15 protein-coding genes and 1 tRNA gene are annotated in these 16,694 nt (G+C 71.4%); 10 read left to right on the top strand and 6 right to left on the bottom strand.

What is annotated here, in order from left to right; all coding sequences use genetic code 11:
- Positions 1-75: 75 nt before the first annotated feature.
- Both C2L58_RS47665 and C2L58_RS51200 read right to left on the bottom strand, forming a co-directional pair.
- Entirely contained in the window at positions 76-672 is a 597-nt protein-coding gene (locus C2L58_RS47665) for a DUF305 domain-containing protein (RefSeq protein WP_103344237.1), read from the bottom strand.
- Positions 673-732: 60 nt separating this feature from the next.
- Positions 733-1,839, bottom strand: coding sequence for a coiled-coil domain-containing protein (locus tag C2L58_RS51200; protein WP_233226341.1), 1,107 nt, complete (start codon positions 1,837-1,839; stop codon positions 733-735).
- 292 nt (positions 1,840-2,131) lie between these two features.
- On the opposite strand from C2L58_RS51200, the gene C2L58_RS47685 reads away from it, so the two are divergent.
- Together C2L58_RS47685 and C2L58_RS47690 are read left to right on the top strand one after the other, a co-directional pair.
- Positions 2,132-3,004: a hypothetical protein gene (locus tag C2L58_RS47685; RefSeq protein WP_103344238.1), complete on the top strand. Its 873-nt coding sequence runs from the start codon at positions 2,132-2,134 to the stop codon at positions 3,002-3,004.
- 20 nt (positions 3,005-3,024) lie between these two features.
- Positions 3,025-5,262 carry a heavy metal translocating P-type ATPase gene (locus C2L58_RS47690; RefSeq protein WP_103344239.1) on the top strand — a complete coding sequence of 746 codons (2,238 nt, stop codon included), beginning with the start codon at positions 3,025-3,027 and terminating at the stop codon, positions 5,260-5,262.
- A gap of 124 nt (positions 5,263-5,386) precedes the next feature.
- On the opposite strand, the gene C2L58_RS47695 is transcribed toward C2L58_RS47690, so the two are convergent.
- Positions 5,387-5,459: transfer RNA gene (locus tag C2L58_RS47695), tRNA-Arg, on the bottom strand.
- Positions 5,460-5,610: 151 nt separating this feature from the next.
- Between C2L58_RS47695 and C2L58_RS47700 the strand changes: the two genes are divergently transcribed.
- A complete protein-coding gene (locus tag C2L58_RS47700; protein ID WP_103344240.1) occupies positions 5,611-6,711 on the top strand; it encodes an epoxide hydrolase family protein in 1,101 nt (366 codons plus the stop codon).
- Here the strand turns inward: C2L58_RS47700 and C2L58_RS51205 are convergent.
- Positions 6,708-6,848, bottom strand: coding sequence for a hypothetical protein (locus tag C2L58_RS51205; protein WP_233226342.1), 141 nt, complete (start codon positions 6,846-6,848; stop codon positions 6,708-6,710). The two genes, C2L58_RS47700 and C2L58_RS51205, sit on opposite strands and share 4 nt — an antisense overlap.
- 43 nt (positions 6,849-6,891) lie before the next feature.
- On the opposite strand from C2L58_RS51205, the gene C2L58_RS51210 reads away from it, so the two are divergent.
- Both C2L58_RS51210 and C2L58_RS47710 read left to right on the top strand, forming a co-directional pair.
- The gene (locus C2L58_RS51210; RefSeq protein WP_233226343.1) at positions 6,892-7,179 is read left to right on the top strand and encodes a hypothetical protein; all 288 of its coding nucleotides are present in this window, start codon (positions 6,892-6,894) and stop codon (positions 7,177-7,179) included.
- A gap of 154 nt (positions 7,180-7,333) precedes the next feature.
- The gene (locus C2L58_RS47710; protein WP_103344241.1) at positions 7,334-8,254 is read left to right on the top strand and encodes a cation diffusion facilitator family transporter; all 921 of its coding nucleotides are present in this window, start codon (positions 7,334-7,336) and stop codon (positions 8,252-8,254) included.
- 19 nt (positions 8,255-8,273) lie between these two features.
- On the opposite strand, the gene C2L58_RS47715 is transcribed toward C2L58_RS47710, so the two are convergent.
- Positions 8,274-8,996 carry a DUF305 domain-containing protein gene (locus C2L58_RS47715; protein ID WP_103344242.1) on the bottom strand — a complete coding sequence of 241 codons (723 nt, stop codon included), beginning with the start codon at positions 8,994-8,996 and terminating at the stop codon, positions 8,274-8,276.
- Positions 8,993-9,811 carry a DUF3105 domain-containing protein gene (locus C2L58_RS47720; RefSeq protein WP_103344243.1) on the bottom strand — a complete coding sequence of 273 codons (819 nt, stop codon included), beginning with the start codon at positions 9,809-9,811 and terminating at the stop codon, positions 8,993-8,995. The genes C2L58_RS47715 and C2L58_RS47720 overlap by 4 nt, the downstream gene beginning before the upstream one ends.
- A gap of 196 nt (positions 9,812-10,007) precedes the next feature.
- On the opposite strand from C2L58_RS47720, the gene argS reads away from it, so the two are divergent.
- Genes argS through thrB form a run of 5 tightly spaced genes read left to right on the top strand, consistent with a single transcriptional unit; the run spans position 10,008 to position 16,368 of the window.
- Positions 10,008-11,663, top strand: a complete 1,656-nt coding sequence (gene argS, locus C2L58_RS47725) for an arginine--tRNA ligase (protein ID WP_103344244.1) — start codon at positions 10,008-10,010, stop codon at positions 11,661-11,663.
- 3 nt (positions 11,664-11,666) lie between these two features.
- The gene (gene lysA / locus C2L58_RS47730; RefSeq protein ID WP_103344245.1) at positions 11,667-13,097 is read left to right on the top strand and encodes a diaminopimelate decarboxylase; all 1,431 of its coding nucleotides are present in this window, start codon (positions 11,667-11,669) and stop codon (positions 13,095-13,097) included.
- A 6-nt stretch (positions 13,098-13,103) separates the two neighbouring features.
- Positions 13,104-14,429, top strand: coding sequence for a homoserine dehydrogenase (locus C2L58_RS47735; RefSeq protein ID WP_103344246.1), 1,326 nt, complete (start codon positions 13,104-13,106; stop codon positions 14,427-14,429).
- Positions 14,426-15,487 (top strand): threonine synthase, encoded by a 1,062-nt coding sequence (gene thrC, locus C2L58_RS47740; protein ID WP_103344247.1) that lies wholly within the window; start codon positions 14,426-14,428, stop codon positions 15,485-15,487. The genes C2L58_RS47735 and thrC overlap by 4 nt, the downstream gene beginning before the upstream one ends.
- On the top strand, positions 15,484-16,368 hold the full coding sequence (thrB, locus tag C2L58_RS47745; RefSeq protein WP_103344248.1) for a homoserine kinase: 885 nt from the start codon (positions 15,484-15,486) through the stop codon (positions 16,366-16,368). The genes thrC and thrB overlap by 4 nt, the downstream gene beginning before the upstream one ends.
- Positions 16,369-16,694: the final 326 nt, after the last annotated feature.

The raw sequence follows: 16,694 nt of genomic DNA on the forward strand, positions 1-16,694 counted from the left end.
AAGTACTAGACAGGCAGTAGTCAGAGTCCGGTGAAGCGCCGGGCCGGTCTCGGTGACCGGCCCGGCGCACGGGGGTCAGCTCTGCGAGAGCATGCCCCGCATTTCGGTGATCTCCGCCTGCTGGGCGTCGATGATCTTCTGGGCGAGCGCCTTCGCGTCGGCGTTGCTGCCCTTCTGGAGCTCGGTCTTGGCCATGTCGATCGCGCCCTGGTGGTGCCTGATCATCATGTCGAGCCACATCTTGTCGAACTCGGCACCCTTGGCGCCCTCGAGCTTCTTCATGTCGGCATCGGACATCAGGCCGGGCATGCCGTGGTCCATGTCCGGCATCGCCGACGACGTGGTCCCGGCGCCCCAGCTGGTGAGCCAGCCCTGCATCGTCTTGATCTCGGGGTCCTGGGCCTTCTCGATCCGGCTCGCCAGGTCGATCACCTTGGGGTTGGTGCTGCGGGACGGCACGAGCTTCGCCATGTCCAGTGCCTGGCTGTGGTGCGGGATCATCTGCTGGGCGAACGCGATGTCGTCGGCGTTGTGGCCCGCCTGCTGACCCGGCGCCGGCGCGGAGGTCGACGGCATCCCGGACATCCCGGACGGGGAGTCGCTGCTGCTGCAGGCGCCGAGGAGAACGGCGGAGGCCAGCGCGATGCCGCCGATGACAAGTGTTTTGCGCATGACAAATCCTTCGCTGTGAGTTCTTGGGGAAATCGATCGGTACCGCGTGGGTCCGGTCGATCACACCCGCAACACACAAAGCGAAGTGAGGACCGTGCGCCCCAGTCTGTCGGGTGGGCGCTCGGGGCGCGCCGACCTGGGCGAGCCGGTCGTCGCCGCCGATAGCGCGGCCGACCGGGAAAACGACCACAGGGCAAGCAAGGCGAGCAGTGCCGCACCGGCGGCGGACAACACGGCGAGGCACAGGTGCAGGAGGCCGTGCGCGTCGCTCGGCATGTCCGGGTGCTCGTCACCGGGCGCCGCGGCCGGTCCGGTGTCGAGTTGTGCCGCCGACATGGAGTTCATGGGGGACACCGACGCGCCGTCCGACATCCCGACGTGGTGCATGGCGACAACGCACCAGGCGAGCGCGAACAGCAGGATGACCTGCTTGACGCCGGCGAGGCGAGTCGTCATGGCTCCACCGTACCGACCCGCGCGATCGCCGGCGCTCAGGGTCTTGTCGGCCGCCTTGATCTGCTCGATCTGGTCGTCGAGCGTCTTTTGCTTGGCCTTGATGTCCTCGGTCAGCTTGGCCGCGGCGTCCCGCGCGTCCTGCGCGCGTTTCACGGCGTCCGCGGCCTTGGCGGCAGCGGCATCGGCCTGCTGGACCGCGCCGGTGAGGTCGGTCATCGCGCCGTTCTTCTCGGTCGCGAGGACTTCCAGCGCCGAGGAGCGGTCCAGGAAGTCCTGTGCGGACGGACCGGACAGCAGCGCGGACAGCTTGTTGAGCTGGACGCCGCCGGTGAACGAGGCGCCGGCGAACTTGTCGACTTCGGCCTGGTACTTCTTCTGGTTCTCGCTGGGCTTGGCGCCCTGGTCCTTGGCCGCGTCGAGGTCACCGGTGGCCTTGTCGAGCTCACGTTGCCTGGCGTCCTGGTCGCTCCGGGCTTTGAGCAGGTCTTCGTTGAGCTTCCCGGCCTGCGCCGCGAGTTCGCGGTACTTGGCCAGCGCTTCCGACCCGGAGGGGGGAACTTGCCGGAAGGGACTGGGGCGGCGGTGGCCGTCGGCTGGGCGACGGTGACCACGAGAATCACCGAGGTCGCCGCGAGAATGCCTGAAACCACGCGCCTGATTACGCTGTGCTAGGCGGCATAGTACTGACTGCGATAGTGGATCCGTGGTCAACGCGCAGTACTGCTCAGCCGCACCCTGCTCGCCGGAATCGGTGTGGACGAGACTCAGCTCACTTGAAACCCATACCCCCTAGGGGTACGTTGAAGCCATGAACGGCTACGGCGGCGAAGGCCGGCGCGCGCCTCGTCAAGTCCTGAGAGCGCGTCCCGCGAAGGAGAACGCCATGACCACCGGCACCTACACCGTGACCGGCATGGCCTGCTCGCACTGCGTGGCTTCGGTCAGCGAGGAGGCCGGTTACCAGCTCGCCGGGTAGTCCCGGCCGCACGCGAGGGAAGCAGACATGAACACCACAGCACGGCTCGCCGCGTTCGGCGGAGCGCTCGCCCTGCTGGCGGCCGGGGGATTCGCCGTCGGGAACACCGTCGGCCCGGTGTCGGCCGCCACCAGTACGGGCGCCGGGCATGGCGACATGAGCGGCGAGCACGCGGGCATGGCGGATCCGGCCGACGAGCTGCCGGGTGGACTGGCGTCGAGCAAGGACGGTTACACGTTCGCGGTGGCCGGCGCGACTCCGGAGCCCGGCCGGTTCTCGTTCACCATCACCGGTCCGGACGGCAAGCCCGTCACCGCCTTCGACGTCGAGCACGAGAAGCAGCTGCACCTGATCGTGGTCCGCCGGGACACCTCGGGCTTCCAGCACGTCCACCCGGAGATGGCGCCGGACGGCACGTGGAGCGTCCCGCTGACGCTGCCCGCCGCGGGTTCGTACCGCGCGTTCGCCGACTTCGCCCCCACGGGCGGCAAGGCGATGACCCTGGGCGTGGATCTGTCGGTCGCGGGGAACTACCGGCCGGCGACCTACGCGACGAGCCGCACGGCGCAGGTCGACGGCTACACCGTCCGGCTCGACGGCGGCCTGACGGCCGGGAAGACGTCGCCGCTGACGCTGACGGTCAGCCGCGGCGGCATCCCGGTGACCGACCTGCAGCCGTACCTCGCTGCCTATGGGCACCTGGTCGCGCTGCGCGAAGGCGACCTCGCCTACCTGCACGTCCACCCGGACGGCGCACCCGGTGACGGCAAGACGCCCGCGGGCCCGCAGGTGAAGTTCGCGGCCGAAGTCCCCAGCGCGGGGACCTACCGGCTGTTCCTCGACTTCCGGCATGGCGGTGTCGTCCGGACCGCCGAGTTCACCCTCACCACCGGCCACTGACCGCGGAAGGAGAGCCGATCATGACCGAGATCGAACTCGCGATCGGGGGCATGACCTGCGCGTCCTGCGCCAACCGCATCGAACGCAAGCTCAACAAGCTCGACGGCGTCACCGCGTCGGTCAACTACGCCACGGAGAAGGCGCGCGTGCACGCGCCCGAGGGGGTCGACCCGGCCACGCTGGTGGCCACGGTCGAGGCGGCGGGCTACGGCGCGGCGCTGCCGCAGCCGGAGAAGCCCGAGCCGGAGCCGGACGACGACGACCCGACGCGGCCGCTGCGGCAGCGCCTGATCACCAGCGCCGTGCTCGCGGTGCCGGTGATCCTCCTCGCCATGGTCCCGGCGCTGCAGTTCACGTACTGGCAGTGGATTTCGCTGACGCTGGCCGCGCCGGTCGTCACCTGGGGTGCCTGGCCGTTCCACCGGGCGGCGTGGACGAACCTGCGCCACGGCGCCGCGACCATGGACACCCTGGTGTCGATGGGGGTGCTGGCCGCGTCCGCGTGGTCGGTGTGGGCGCTGCTGTTCGGCACGGCCGGGACGCCGGGCATGGTGCACCCGTTCGAGCTGACGATCGCGCCCTCGGACGGCGCGGGCAACATCTACCTCGAGGTCGCCGCCGGCGTCACCACGTTCATCCTGGCCGGCCGCTACTTCGAGGCGCGGTCCAAGCGCCGCGCCGGCGCCGCGCTGCGGGCGCTACTGGAGCTGGGCGCGAAGGAGGTCGCCGTCCTGCGGGGCGGCGCCGAGGTCCGCATCCCGACGTCCGAGCTCGCGGTGGGGGACCGGTTCGTCGTGCGGCCCGGCGAGAAGATCGCCACCGACGGCGTCGTCGAGGAAGGCAAGTCCGCCGTGGACGCCTCGATGCTCACCGGTGAGCCGGTGCCCGTCGAGGTCGGCGAAGGCGACGCGGTCACCGGGGCGACGGTGAACGCGGGCGGCCGGCTGGTCGTCCGGGCCACCCGCGTCGGAGCGGACACCCAGCTGGCGCAGATGGCCAAGCTGGTCGAGGACGCCCAGAGCGGCAAGGCCCAGGTCCAGCGGCTGGCCGACCGGATCTCGGGCGTGTTCGTGCCGATCGTGATCGGCCTGGCGGCCGCCACGCTCGGGTTCTGGCTCGGCACCGACGTCGGCACGGCGGCGGCGTTCACCGCGGCGGTCGCGGTGCTGATCATCGCCTGCCCGTGCGCACTCGGCCTGGCCACGCCGACCGCGCTGCTCGTCGGCACCGGCCGTGGCGCTCAGCTAGGCGTGCTGATCAAGGGCCCGGAGGTCCTGGAGTCCACCCGCCGCATCGACACGGTCGTGCTCGACAAGACCGGCACGGTGACGGCCGGGCGGATGACGCTGGTCGGCGTGCACGTGGCCGAGGGCGTCGACGAGACCGAACTGCTGCGGCTGGCCGGCGCGCTGGAAGACGCATCCGAGCACCCGATCGCCACCGCGATCGCTCGCGGCGCGCGGGAACGCGTCGAGCTGCCTGCCGTCGAGGACTTCACGAACGTCGAAGGCCTCGGGGTCCAGGGGATCGTCGACGGTCATGCGGTTCTGGTGGGCAGGACGGCGTTACCGGCGGACTGGAGCCAGCCGCTGACCGACGACCTCGCCGAGGCCAAGACCGCGGCCGAGGAACGAGGGCACACCGCGGTCGCGGTGGCCTGGGACGGTGCGGCCCGCGGCGTCCTGGTGGTCGCCGACACCGTCAAGCCCACCTCGGCCGAGGCGATCGCCCAGCTGCGTGAACTGGGCCTGACGCCGGTGCTCCTGACCGGCGACAACACGGCGGTGGCGCGGGCGGTGGCCGACGAGGTCGGCATCGACGAGGTGATCGCCGAAGTTCTCCCGGCCGACAAGCTCGACGTCGTCAAGCGGCTGCAGGACGAGGGCAAGGTCGTCGCGATGGTCGGCGACGGCGTGAACGACGCGCCGGCACTGGCCCAGGCCGACCTCGGGCTGGCGATGGGCACCGGCACGGACGTCGCGATCGAGGCAAGCGACATCACGCTGGTCCGCGGCGACCTACGCGCGGTCGCCGACGCGATCCGGCTGTCCCGCCGGACGCTGCGCACGATCAAGGGCAACCTGTTTTGGGCGTTCGCGTACAACCTGGCGGCGCTGCCGCTGGCCGCGGCCGGGCTGCTGAACCCGATGATCGCGGGCGCGGCGATGGCGTTCAGTTCGGTCTTCGTCGTCGCCAACAGCCTGCGGCTGCGCGGCTTTTCCTCCGGATCGACGACCCAGCCGAACCGGGCGTTGTAGACAGTCAGGCCGTCGCGCCGACGTAGTGGAGGATGCTCGCGTCGTCCCGCGCCACCCGGGCGCGGACACAAAAAAGGGAACGAGGAGGTCGTGTCCGACGTCTCTCTCGTTCCCATCCTTGGAGTGCCCTCGGCAGGATTCGAACCTGCGACACCTGCCTCCGGAGGGCAGTGCTCTATCCCCTGAGCTACGAGGGCCCATCGCTGGGCGACTCCGAAAGCTTAGCGCATGCCCCGCGACCCCCCTCCCGCAGGTGGCCGGACCGGCGATCCCGCTGGTCAGCCCCGGTGAGGTTGATCGATTCGGCGGGTCGTCGCTAGCGTGGGCGGCCCACCTGAAGGAGCCGAGATGGCCGTGCCGTTCCAGGTAACTCTCGATGAGGCCGATGTCGCCGATCTGCGGGAGCGGCTGCGGCGGACTCGGTGGCCCGAGGCCGAGACCGTCGATGACTGGTCGCAGGGGGTTCCGCTCGCCTATGTGCGTGAGCTCTGCCGGGATTGGGGCGAGGAATACGACTTCGGGTTCGCCCGCCGGGTCAATGCCTTCCCGCAGTTTCGGGCCACCGTCGACGGCGTGGGCCTGCACTTCCTGCACGTCCGGTCGCCGGTGGCCGAGGCGCTGCCGCTCGTGCTCACCCATGGCTGGCCCGGGTCCGTGCTGGAGTTCCTCGATGTCCTCGGGCCGCTCACCGATCCCGGGAAGCACGGGGGTGATCCCGCCGATGCCTTCCACGTCGTCGCGCCGTCGCTGCCGGGGTTCGGGTGGAGTGACAAGCCCGCGCTGAAGATCTGGCACGTGGCCGAACTGTGGGACCGGCTCATGACGTCGCTCGGCTACGACCGCTACGGCGCCCAGGGCGGCGATTGGGGTGCCGCCGTCACCAATGCCCTGGCGCGGTCCGGTCACGTGGCCGGTGTGCACGTCAACTTCGCGCCCGTGCGGATGGACACCGCCGATCCGACGCCCGGGGAGCGGCAGGCCCTCGCCGATCTCGAGGAGTTCCGGCGGAGCGGCAGCGGCTACTCCGCCCAGCAGGGCACCCGCCCGCAGACCCTCGGCTACGGCCTCACCGACTCGCCCGCCGGCCAGGCCGCCTGGATCGCCGAGAAGTTCTGGGCCTGGACCGACCACAAGGGCCGCCCGGAGGACGCCGTCGACCGGCAGCGCATCCTGGACGCGATCTCCGTCTACTGGTTCACCGCGACGGCGGCCTCGTCCGCGCGGATGTACTGGGCGAACAACGACCGCGATTTGTCCACTGTGGATGTTCCGGCCGGTATTTCGGTGTTCCCGAAGGAGATCGTGCGGCCTTCGCGGCGGCAAGCCGAGCAGCGCTACACCGACCTGCGCTGGTTCGAGCAGCTGCCCGTCGGCGGGCACTTCGCCGCGCTGGAGCAGCCCGGGCTGTTCGTCGAGCAGGTGCGCGGGTTCTTCCGGCTGGTGCGCTAGGCGAGCCAGCCACCGGTCAACCGCTGCACGGCCGCGCCGTCCAGGTCGGCGAACTTGAGCGCCGCGAACTCCTCGGCCCACTTCGACGTCCGGATGCGGAAGGCGGGCGTCTCCGCCGTCATCGCGTCCAGGATCACTTCGGCGACCTCGTCGGCGGTCTGCGCGCCCTGGAACGACTTCGTGACGTTGGCGATGTCCTTCTGCAGGGACCCGGCGTACGGCCCGGCCTCGGCGAAGAGCCGCTCGTCGACGCCGACGTTGTTGACGAACTCCGTCGCGACCGCCGAAGAAGTTGACCTCCATCGTCGCGCGAACCGCCGAGACGGGCTCCTGCTCGATCGTGCCGAGGTGGCCGGCGCCGGCGTGGCCGGCGCGGCCGGTGTCGCGCAGCGTCGCGACCGTGCGAAAGCCCCGCCGGGCCGCCGTACCGCCGCCCTGCTCGGGCGAATCGTCGACGCCGAAGCGTGACGAGTCCGCCTGGCGGGAAACCCCGCCTGGTGGATTGGATGGCTCGCACCGCGCGCGGTAGCTTGCCGGTGAGTGATCTTAGGCTGTCCTCTGTTGCACATATGCGCATCCGACTATATGTTTGACCCGACGGTGAACCGGGAACGGAGGCGGCATGGGTCAGGGACACGGCCACGGGCACTCGATCGCGCCGGCGAGCGCGTCGGGGCGCCACGTGCGACGGCTGGCCATCGCCCTGGGGATCGGCGCCGGGTTCATGGTGCTCGAGTTCGTCGTCAGCGTGACGACCGGCTCGCTGGCCCTGCTCTCGGACGCGGCCCACATGTTCACCGACGTCCTCGGGGTCGGCATGGCGCTGGCCGCGATCATCCTGGCCCGGCGCAGCGGGCCCACGGTCAGCCGCACCTTCGGGCTCTACCGCGCGGAGGTGCTGGCCGCGCTGGCCAACGCGCTGCTGCTGTTCGGCGTCGCGGGATACGTCCTCATCGAGGCCATCGGCCGCATCGGCGAACCGCCGGCGGTCCCGGGCCTGCCGGTGCTGCTGGTCGCGGCGGCCGGCCTGGTGGCCAACCTGGTGTCGTTCGCCGTGCTGCGGTCGGGGGCGAAGGAGAGCCTCAACGTCCGCGGCGCGTACCTCGAAGTGCTGGCCGACCTGATCGGCTCGGTCGGCGTCCTGATCAGCGGCGCGGTGACGCTGCTGACGGGCTGGCGCTACGCCGACCCGATCATCGGTGTCGCGATCGGGCTGTTCGTGCTGCCCCGCACGTGGACGCTGGCCCGCCGGGCGCTGCGCATCCTGTTCCAGCACGCGCCCCAGGGCGTCGACGTCGGAGCGATCAACGCGGAGCTGGCGGCCCTGCCGGGCGTGGCCGACGTGCACGACCTGCACGTCTGGACCCTGACGTCCGGCATGGAGGTGGCTTCGGCGCACCTGACGCTGGCGCCGCCGGCGAAGCAGTCGGACGTGCTGACCGAGGCGCAGAACCTGCTGTCTTCGCGGTACGCGATCGAGCACGCGACGCTGCAGGTGGAAGCGCCGCAGTGCGCCCGCCGCTGCCAGGAACTCTCCTGGTGACGCCGAAGCGCCCGGCCGGCTAAGCCGGCAGCGGCTGGGCGCCCCGGCCGGACAGCATCAGCTTGATCTGGTCCATTTCCGCGCCCTGCGACGCCAGAATGCTGTTCACCAGCGCCTTCAACGCCGGCAGCGTCGAATGCGCCGCCGCGTACTCGGCCATCGAGGTCCCGCCCTGGTGGTGGCGCAACATCAGCTGCAGGAAGAACACGTCGAAGTCGCGGCCCGACAGGGAGCGCAGCTTCTTCAGGTCCTCGTCCGTCGCCATGCCCGGCATCAGCGGGCCGCCCGCCGGGTTGACCGATGCCGGGGCCATCGACATTCCCGGCATGTCACTGTGGCCCTGCATCGGCTCGGTCATCCACTGCATCGGGGCGCCGATCGGCTGCTCGGGCCGGTCCCACAGCATGAGCCAGCCCTTCATGCGGCCGACCTGCTCGAGCTGCGTGCGCTCGATGTCGAACGACAGCTGCTTGATCTCCGGGTCGGTCGTGCGGTCGCGGGCGATGCCCGCCATCGTCACCGCCTGGAGGTGGTGCGTCGACATGTCCTGGGCGAAGCCGACCTCGACCGAGCCGGCGGCCGGGGTGGCCGCGGGCGGGTCGTCGACGGCGCGGGTGAGGAACATCCCCGCCGTCCCGCCGATCAGCAGGACCGCGAGGAGCGTCCCGCCGATGATCACCCAGCGCGACCAGGTCGGCTGCTCGGTGACCTCGTCGGTGTCGAGGCCGGCTTCGGAGGTCACTTCGTCGTCGGAGCGGAAGCCGGGGCGGACGCGGGTGCGGAACCGGGCGCGGACGGCGGCATGCCCTGCTCACCCTGCGCGGCGGTGCTGCCCTTGTAGTCCATCGGCTTCGCGTCGGGGCCCGGCTTCGAGGCGTCGAACGGCGGCGGGTTGTCCGGGTCGAACTGGCCCGGGACCGCGTCGCAGGACGCGCCGACCTCGGGGTAGACGCCGTTCGGGTTGCTCCGCAGCGCCGCGATGAACTCGTCGATCCGCGGGTCGTTGACGTCGTCCAGCTTGAGCTGGTGGCCCCACGACTGCAGCGAGATCGGCTTGTCCAGGCCCGGGTAGGGCGACAGCATCGTGTACGGCTTGCCCCTGGCGCGGACGCTCAGCGTGTTGACCGCGTCACCCGTGATCTGCTGCGGGTTGTAGGCGATCCAGACGGCGCCGTGTTCGAGCGCGTGCACCATGTTCTCGGTGCGGACGGCGGTCGGGTACACGGTGCCGGTGCAGGTGGCCCACGTCTGGTCGTGCGGGCCGCCGAACGGCGGGGTCTTGTCGTAGGCGACGCGCTCGGTCGGCAGCACGTGCACGCTGCCGGTGTAGGTCGCGGTCACCACGCCGGGAATGCGCTTCGAGGGGTCCGGGTCCGACGCGCTCGGCGCGAACGACGCGGCGGCGGCCTCGCGGTCGGCCTGCGCGCGCTTGGGGGCGGACTGCACCATGTAGTAGATGATCACCGAGGCGGCCAGCGCCACGATGGCGACGACGGCGATGATCGTGCCCCACGGGGTGCCCTTCTTGCTCACCACGGAACCACGGGCCGCCTTCACCGCCGACCCCTTTTTCCGAGTTGTCCCGTTCGCCATGGCTCCCGCGTTCTCCCTCTGGTGGCTGCGGACGGATTCCCGCCCGGGCCAGTGTAGAGACCACGCGTCTGACTACCGTTAACACCTCACATACACCCCGGCCGTGACGTGGCCGAGACCGCTGCAAGCGCCGGACCTGGGCACACCTAGAATTCGGCAAGTGACTCCCGCCGCTCTCGCCGACCTGGTCCGCAGCTCCGCCGTGCAGGTGCTCGCCGCACGCGGCATCGACGACGCCGTGCTGCCGGAGCAGGTGACCATCGAACGCCCGCGCAACCCCGACCACGGCGATTACGCGACGAACCTCGCCCTGCAGGTGGCCAAGAAGGCCGGCCTCAAGCCGCGCGACTTCGCCGAGGCGCTCGCCGAGGCGGTCTCGGCGGACGACGGCGTCGCCTCGGCCGAGGTCGCCGGCCCCGGCTTCCTCAACTTCCGGCTCGCCGCGGCCGCGCAGGGCGACATCGTGCGCCAGGTGCTCGACGCCGGCGCGGCCTACGGGCGCGGCGACGCGCTGACCGGGACGCGGATCAACCTCGAGTTCGTCTCGGCGAACCCGACCGGCCCGATCCACCTCGGCGGCACCCGCTGGGCCGCGGTCGGCGACGCGCTGGGCCGGGTGCTGGCCGCGCAGGGCGCCGAGGTCACCCGCGAGTACTACTTCAACGACGCCGGTGCCCAGATCGACCGGTTCGTCCGGTCGCTGATCGCCGCCGCGAAGGGCGAGCCCGCGCCGGAGGACGGCTACGCGGGCGGCTACATCAACGACATCGCCGCCGAGGTCATCAAGGCCGAGCCGAGCGCGCTGTCGCTGCCGGAAGAACAGCGTCACGAGACGTTCCGCCGGATCGGCATCAACCTGATGTTCTCCGAGATCAAGCAGAGCCTGCACGACTTCGGCACCGACTTCGACGTCTACTTCCACGAGAACTCGCTGCACGAGTCCGGCGCGGTCGACGCCGCCGTCCAGCAGCTGAAGGACTCCGGGAACCTGTACTTCGACGAAGGCGCCTGGTGGCTGAAGTCGTCCGAGTACGGCGACGACAAGGACCGCGTCGTCATCAAGCAGGACGGCAACCCGGCCTACATCGCCGGTGACCTGGCCTACTTCAAGGACAAGCGCAACCGCGGCTTCGACCTGTGCATCTACATGCTCGGCGCGGACCACCACGGCTACACCGCGCGGCTCAAGGCGGCCGCCGCGGCCTTCGGCGACGACCCGGGCACGGTCGAGGTGCTGATCGGCCAGATGGTCAACCTGGTCAGCGACGGCAAGCCGGTCCGGATGTCCAAGCGCGCGGGCACCGTGATCACCATGGAGGACCTGGTCGAGGCCGTCGGCGTCGACCCGGCCCGCTACGAGCTGATCCGGTACTCCGTCGACTCCACTTTGGACGTCGATCTGGACCTGCTGCGCAAGCACTCCAACGACAACCCGGTCTACTACGTCCAGTACGCCCACTCGCGGATCCGCTCGATCGAGCGGGCGGCCGGCGACCTCGGCCTCAAGTCCGATGTGGACGTCGACTTCGGGCTCCTGACCTCCGCCGCCGAGGGCGACCTGATCCGCACCATCGGCGAGTTCCCGGAAACCGTGCGCCGCGCCGCCGATATGCGCGAGCCGCACCGGATCGCGCGTTACCTCGAAGAACTCGCGGGCGCCTTCCACAAATCCTACAACTCGAGCCGCGTGCTGCCCATGGGCGACGAAGAGGCGACTCCGCTGACGTACTCGCGGCTCGCGATGTACCAGGCGGCCCGTCAAGTGCTGGCGAACGGCCTCACGCTGCTCGGCGTCACCGCACCGGAACGGATGTAAGAAATGGCGCACCCCGCGGGCCCCAGGCACGCCGACGTCCACACCCACGCCGACACCTCCGGGCTCCAGCCGTCCGGGGTCGAGGAACTCGACAAGCTGCCCGCGAAAGTGTGGCCGCGCAACACCTTCCGCGCCGCCGACGGCGTCGTCCGGATCGCCGGCGTCGACGTCCGCGAGCTCGCCGAGCGGCACGGCACGCCGCTGTTCGTCGTCGACGAAGCCGACTTCAAGTCCCGGTGCGCGGACTACGCCGAGGCCTTCGACGACCCGTCGCTGGTGCACTACGCGTCCAAGGCCTTCCTGTCCATCGAGGTCGCCCGCTGGGTGGCCGAGCAGGGGCTGAGCCTGGACGTCTGCAGCGGCGGCGAGCTCGCCGTGGCGCAGCGCGCGGCCTTCCCGGCCGAGCGGATCACCTTCCACGGCAACAACAAGTCGCCCGCCGAGCTGGAAGCCGCGGTCGTCGCCGGGGTCGGCACGGTCGTGCTCGACTCCTCCTTCGAGATCGCGCGGCTGGCCGACATCGCCGCCCGCCACGACGTCGTGCAGTCCGTGCTGATCCGGGTGACCGTCGGCGTCGAGGCGCACACGCACGAGTTCATCGCGACCGCCCACGAGGACCAGAAGTTCGGCTTCTCGCTGGCTTCCGGCGACGCCGCCGAGGCGGTGCGCCGGGTGCTCAACGCGCGTTCGCTCAAGCTCGTCGGCCTGCACAGCCACATCGGCTCGCAGATCTTCGACGCCGACGGCTTCGAGGTCGCCGCCCGCCGCGTCGTCGGGCTGCTCGCCGACCTGGCCAAGGAGCACGGCCCCGAGCTGCTCGACCAGCTGAGCCTGGTCGACCTCGGCGGCGGCTTCGGCATCGCCTACACCGAGAAGGACAACCCGCCGCCGCCCGCCCAGATGATCACGCAGATCCGCGAGATCGTCCGCAAGGAGTGCGCCTACGCCGGCCTGCCGGTGCCGCGGATCGCCGGCGAGCCGGGCCGCGCGATCGCCGGTCCGGGCACGATCACGCTCTACGAGGTCGGCACCATCAAGGACGTCTCGCTCGGCGACGAGTCGGCGCGGCGGTACGTCAGCGTCGACGGCGGGATGAGCGACAACATCCGCACCGCGCTCTACGACGCGGTCTACGACGTCCGGCTGGTTTCCCGCTCCGCGGCCGACAACGATCAGCCGGTGCCGGCCGTGTTGTCCCGGGTCGTGGGAAAACACTGTGAGTCCGGCGACATCGTCGTACGAGACTGCTGGCTGCCCGACACGCTGGCTCCCGGCGACCTGCTGGCGGTCGCGGCGACCGGCGCGTACTGCTACTCGATGGCGAGCACGTACAACCGGATGCCGCGTCCGGCCGTGGTCGCGGTGCGCAACGGCAGCTCACGGCTGCTGCTGCGGCGGGAGACGACCGACGACATGCTGCGCCTGGAGGTCTGAAACACCGTGTCTGCTTCCGAACTGCCCGCAGCCGAACGACGTCCGATCCGGGTCGCGCTGCTGGGCTGCGGGACGGTCGGCGGCGAGGTCGCCCGGCTGCTCACCGAGCAGGCGGGGGAGCTGGCCGCGCGGGCCGGCGCGCCGGTCGAGCTGGCCGGCATCGCCGTCCGCCGCCCGGACAAGCACCCCGAGCTGCCACCGGAGCTGCTGACCGCCGACGCCGAGAAGCTCGTGACCAGCGACGACGTCGACGTCGTCGTCGAGCTGGTCGGCGGGATCGAGCCGGTGCGCGGCTGGCTGCTCGCCGCGCTGAAGGCCGGGAAGTCGGTGGTCACGGCGAACAAGGCGCTGCTGGCCGAGCACTCCGCGGACCTGTTCGAGGCGGCCGACGCCGCGGGCGCCGACCTCTACTTCGAGGCCGCGGTGGCCGGGGCCATCCCGCTGCTGCGGCCGTTGCGCGAATCCCTCGCGGGCGACCGGATCACCCGCGTGATGGGCATCGTCAACGGCACCACGAACTACATCCTCTCGGCGATGGACTCCACCGGCGCCGGCTACGCCGAGACGCTCGACGAGGCCAGCCGGCTCGGGTACGCCGAGGCCGACCCGACCGCCGACGTCGACGGCTACGACGCCGCCTCGAAGGCCGCGATCCTCGCCTCCCTCGCCTTCCACACCCGGGTGACGGCGTCGGACGTGCACCGCGAGGGCATCGCCGACGTCACCGCCTCCGACCTCGCGGCGGCCCGGGGGCTCGGGCGCACGGTGAAGCTGCTGGCCATCTGCGAGCGGGTCATCGACGACGACGGCGTCGAGTCGGTGTCCGCCCGCGTGCACCCGGTGATGATCCCGCGCAGCCACCAGCTCGCGGGGGTCGGCGGCGCGTTCAACGCCGTCTACGTCGAGGCCGACTCGGCCGGTGAGCTGATGTTCTACGGCCAGGGCGCGGGCGGTGCGCCGACCGCGAGCGCGGTGCTCGGCGACCTCGTCGCGGTGGCCCGCAACCGGGTCGTCGGCGGCCGCGGCCCGCGCGAATCCGCGCACGCGGCCCTGCCGGTGCGGCCGATGGGGCAGACGCCGACCCGGTACCACGTCAGCCTGTCCGTCGCCGACCGCGCCGGCGTGCTCGCCCAGGTGGCGCAGGCGTTCGCCGACCACGGCGTCAGCATCGCGGCGGTGCGCCAGAGCGACGTCGGCGACCGCGCGAGCCTGGTCGTGGTGACGCACCAGGCGCCCGACGCGGCCCTCCAGTCCACTGTGGACGAGATCAGCCGGCTGGACGTCGTGCACGAAGTTGTCAGCGTCATGCGCGTGGAAGGCGAAGACCAGTGATCAGGCACCCCTGGCCCGGGCTCATCGAGGCGTACCGGGACCGCGTCCCGGTCCCGGACGGGGCGCGGGTCGTCACGCTCGGGGAGGGCAACACGCCGCTGCTGCCCGCCCACCACCTGTCCGAGCTGACCGGCTGCGAGGTGTACCTCAAGGTCGAGGGCGCCAACCCGACCGGCTCGTTCAAGGACCGCGGGATGACCGTGGCCATCACGCACGCGCTGGCCAGCGGTCTCAAGGCGGTGATCTGCGCGTCGACCGGCAACACGTCCGCCTCGGCGGCGGCCTACGCCGCCCGCGCCGGGCTCACCTGCGCCGTGCTGGTGCCGCAGGGCAAGATCGCCATGGGCAAGCTCGCCCAGGCCGTCCTGCACGGCGCGCGGATCCTGCAGGTCGACGGCAACTTCGACGACTGCCTCGAACTCGCCCGCAAGACCGCGGCCGACTACCCGGTCACCCTGGTCAACTCGGTCAACCCGGTGCGCATCGCCGGCCAGAAGACCGCGGCCTTCGAAATCTGCGACGTGCTCGGCACGGCCCCGGACATCCACTGCCTGCCGGTCGGCAACGCGGGGAACATCACCGCCTACTGGGCGGGGTATTCGGAGTACGCGGCCGACGGTGTGGTGAAGAACACGCCGCGGATGTTCGGCTTCCAGGCGGCCGGTGCGGCGCCGCTGGTGCACGGCGAGCCGGTGCGCGACCCGGACACGATCGCGACGGCGATCCGGATCGGCAGCCCGGCGTCCTGGACCGCCGCCGTGAAGGCCAAGGAGGCGTCGGACGGGCTCTTCGAAGCCGTCACCGACGAGAAGATCCTCGAGGCCTACCGGCTGCTGGCCGGCCGCGAAGGCGTCTTCGTCGAGCCGGCGTCGGCCACCAGCGTGGCGGGCCTGCTGGCCACGGCCGCCGACGGCCGGCTCCCGCGCGGCTCCCGGGTCGTCTGCACGGTCACCGGACACGGCCTGAAGGACCCGCAGACGGCGCTGGCGGGCAACGTCGAGGTCGAACCCCTCGCCGTGGACCCCTCGGCGGTCGCGGCGGCGCTGGACCTGCGGTGAGCGCCTTCACGGTCACCGTTCCCGCGTCCACGGCGAACCTCGGGCCGGGCTTCGACGCCTTCGGGATGGCGCTGAGCCTCTACGACGTCGTCGAAGTGCGGGTCGCCGGCTCCGGGCTCAAGGTCGAGGTGGAGGACGCCGGCGCCGGGGGCGTGGCGGACGTCCCGACCGACGAGACCCACCTGGTCGTGCGGGCCATCCGCGCTACCTGCGAGCACCTCGGCGTCGAGCTGCCCGGCCTGCACCTGCGCTGCTCCAACGCCATCCCGCACGCGCGCGGCCTCGGCTCGTCCGCGGCCGCGGTGGTCTCCGGGGTGGCCGCCGGGTACGCCCTCGCCGGCCGGGAACTCGACGCGTCCGAAGCGCTGCAGCTGGCCGCCGGGTTCGAAGGCCACGCCGACAACGCCGCCGCCAGCCTGCTCGGTGGCCTGATCCTGGCCTGGTGCGACGCCGGCCGCTTCCACGCCGAGCGGCTCACGCCGCACCCGTCGATCCGGCCGGTCCTGGCCGTGCCGTCGGTCCGCTCGGCCACCGCGACCACGCGCGGCCTGCTGCCGGCGGTCGTGCCGCACGCCGACGCCGCGCACAACGCCGGCCGCGCCGCGCTCGCCGTCCACGCGCTCACGGCGCGGCCCGAACTCCTGCTCCCGGCCACCGAAGACCGCCTGCACCAGGGCTACCGCGCCCCCGCGTACCCGGCGAGCACGGAGCTGGTGGCGACGCTCCGTGCACACGGAGTGGCCGCCGCGGTTTCCGGCGCCGGTCCCACGGTGCTCGCCCTGACCACCACGGGAATACTTCCGCCGGAGGTGGGCGTTGAGGGCTTCGACGTCTTCGAGCTGCCCGTGGATCTTGCGGGCGTGCAGGTTGCGGCTCAGTAAAGGGTGGGTCACGTGCCCGCCGCCACGCCCGCCACGCGGGGGGTGGTTGTTGCACCCGGCACCGCTGCGGTCTACCCTCGGGGGCGTTCGATCACCGTGCGTTTCCGCACCCGATGCCGGTCCCGGGGATTCCCCCGGATCGCATCCTTCGTCGATCCGCCGAATCCGCACCGCCTGGCACGCGGGGTAACGCGGAGGGACGCAGGCGGGTTTCCGGTCTCGGCGGTGCCGAATTCCGTGTCCTCCGAATGGAGGACGCAAACCCCTGTGGTGGAGGCGCTCCAGCTGTGTTCCGCACGGCCGAAGAGCTCATCTCGCGTATCGGG

This window comes from Amycolatopsis sp. CA-126428 (assembly GCF_002904335.1).
Classification (GTDB): domain Bacteria; phylum Actinomycetota; class Actinomycetes; order Mycobacteriales; family Pseudonocardiaceae; genus Amycolatopsis.

What these genes read in the sequence shown, in the direction of transcription:
- C2L58_RS47665 (WP_103344237.1), bottom strand. Translation starts at nt 672, where the DNA reads ATGCGCAAAACACTTGTCATCGGCGGCATCGCGCTGGCCTCCGCCGTT.
- C2L58_RS47685 (WP_103344238.1), top strand. Translation starts at nt 2,132, where the DNA reads ATGAACACCACAGCACGGCTCGCCGCGTTCGGCGGAGCGCTCGCCCTG.
- C2L58_RS47690 (WP_103344239.1), top strand. Translation starts at nt 3,025, where the DNA reads ATGACCGAGATCGAACTCGCGATCGGGGGCATGACCTGCGCGTCCTGC.
- C2L58_RS47700 (WP_103344240.1), top strand. Translation starts at nt 5,611, where the DNA reads ATGGCCGTGCCGTTCCAGGTAACTCTCGATGAGGCCGATGTCGCCGAT.
- C2L58_RS47710 (WP_103344241.1), top strand. Translation starts at nt 7,334, where the DNA reads ATGGGTCAGGGACACGGCCACGGGCACTCGATCGCGCCGGCGAGCGCG.
- lysA (WP_103344245.1), top strand. Translation starts at nt 11,667, where the DNA reads ATGGCGCACCCCGCGGGCCCCAGGCACGCCGACGTCCACACCCACGCC.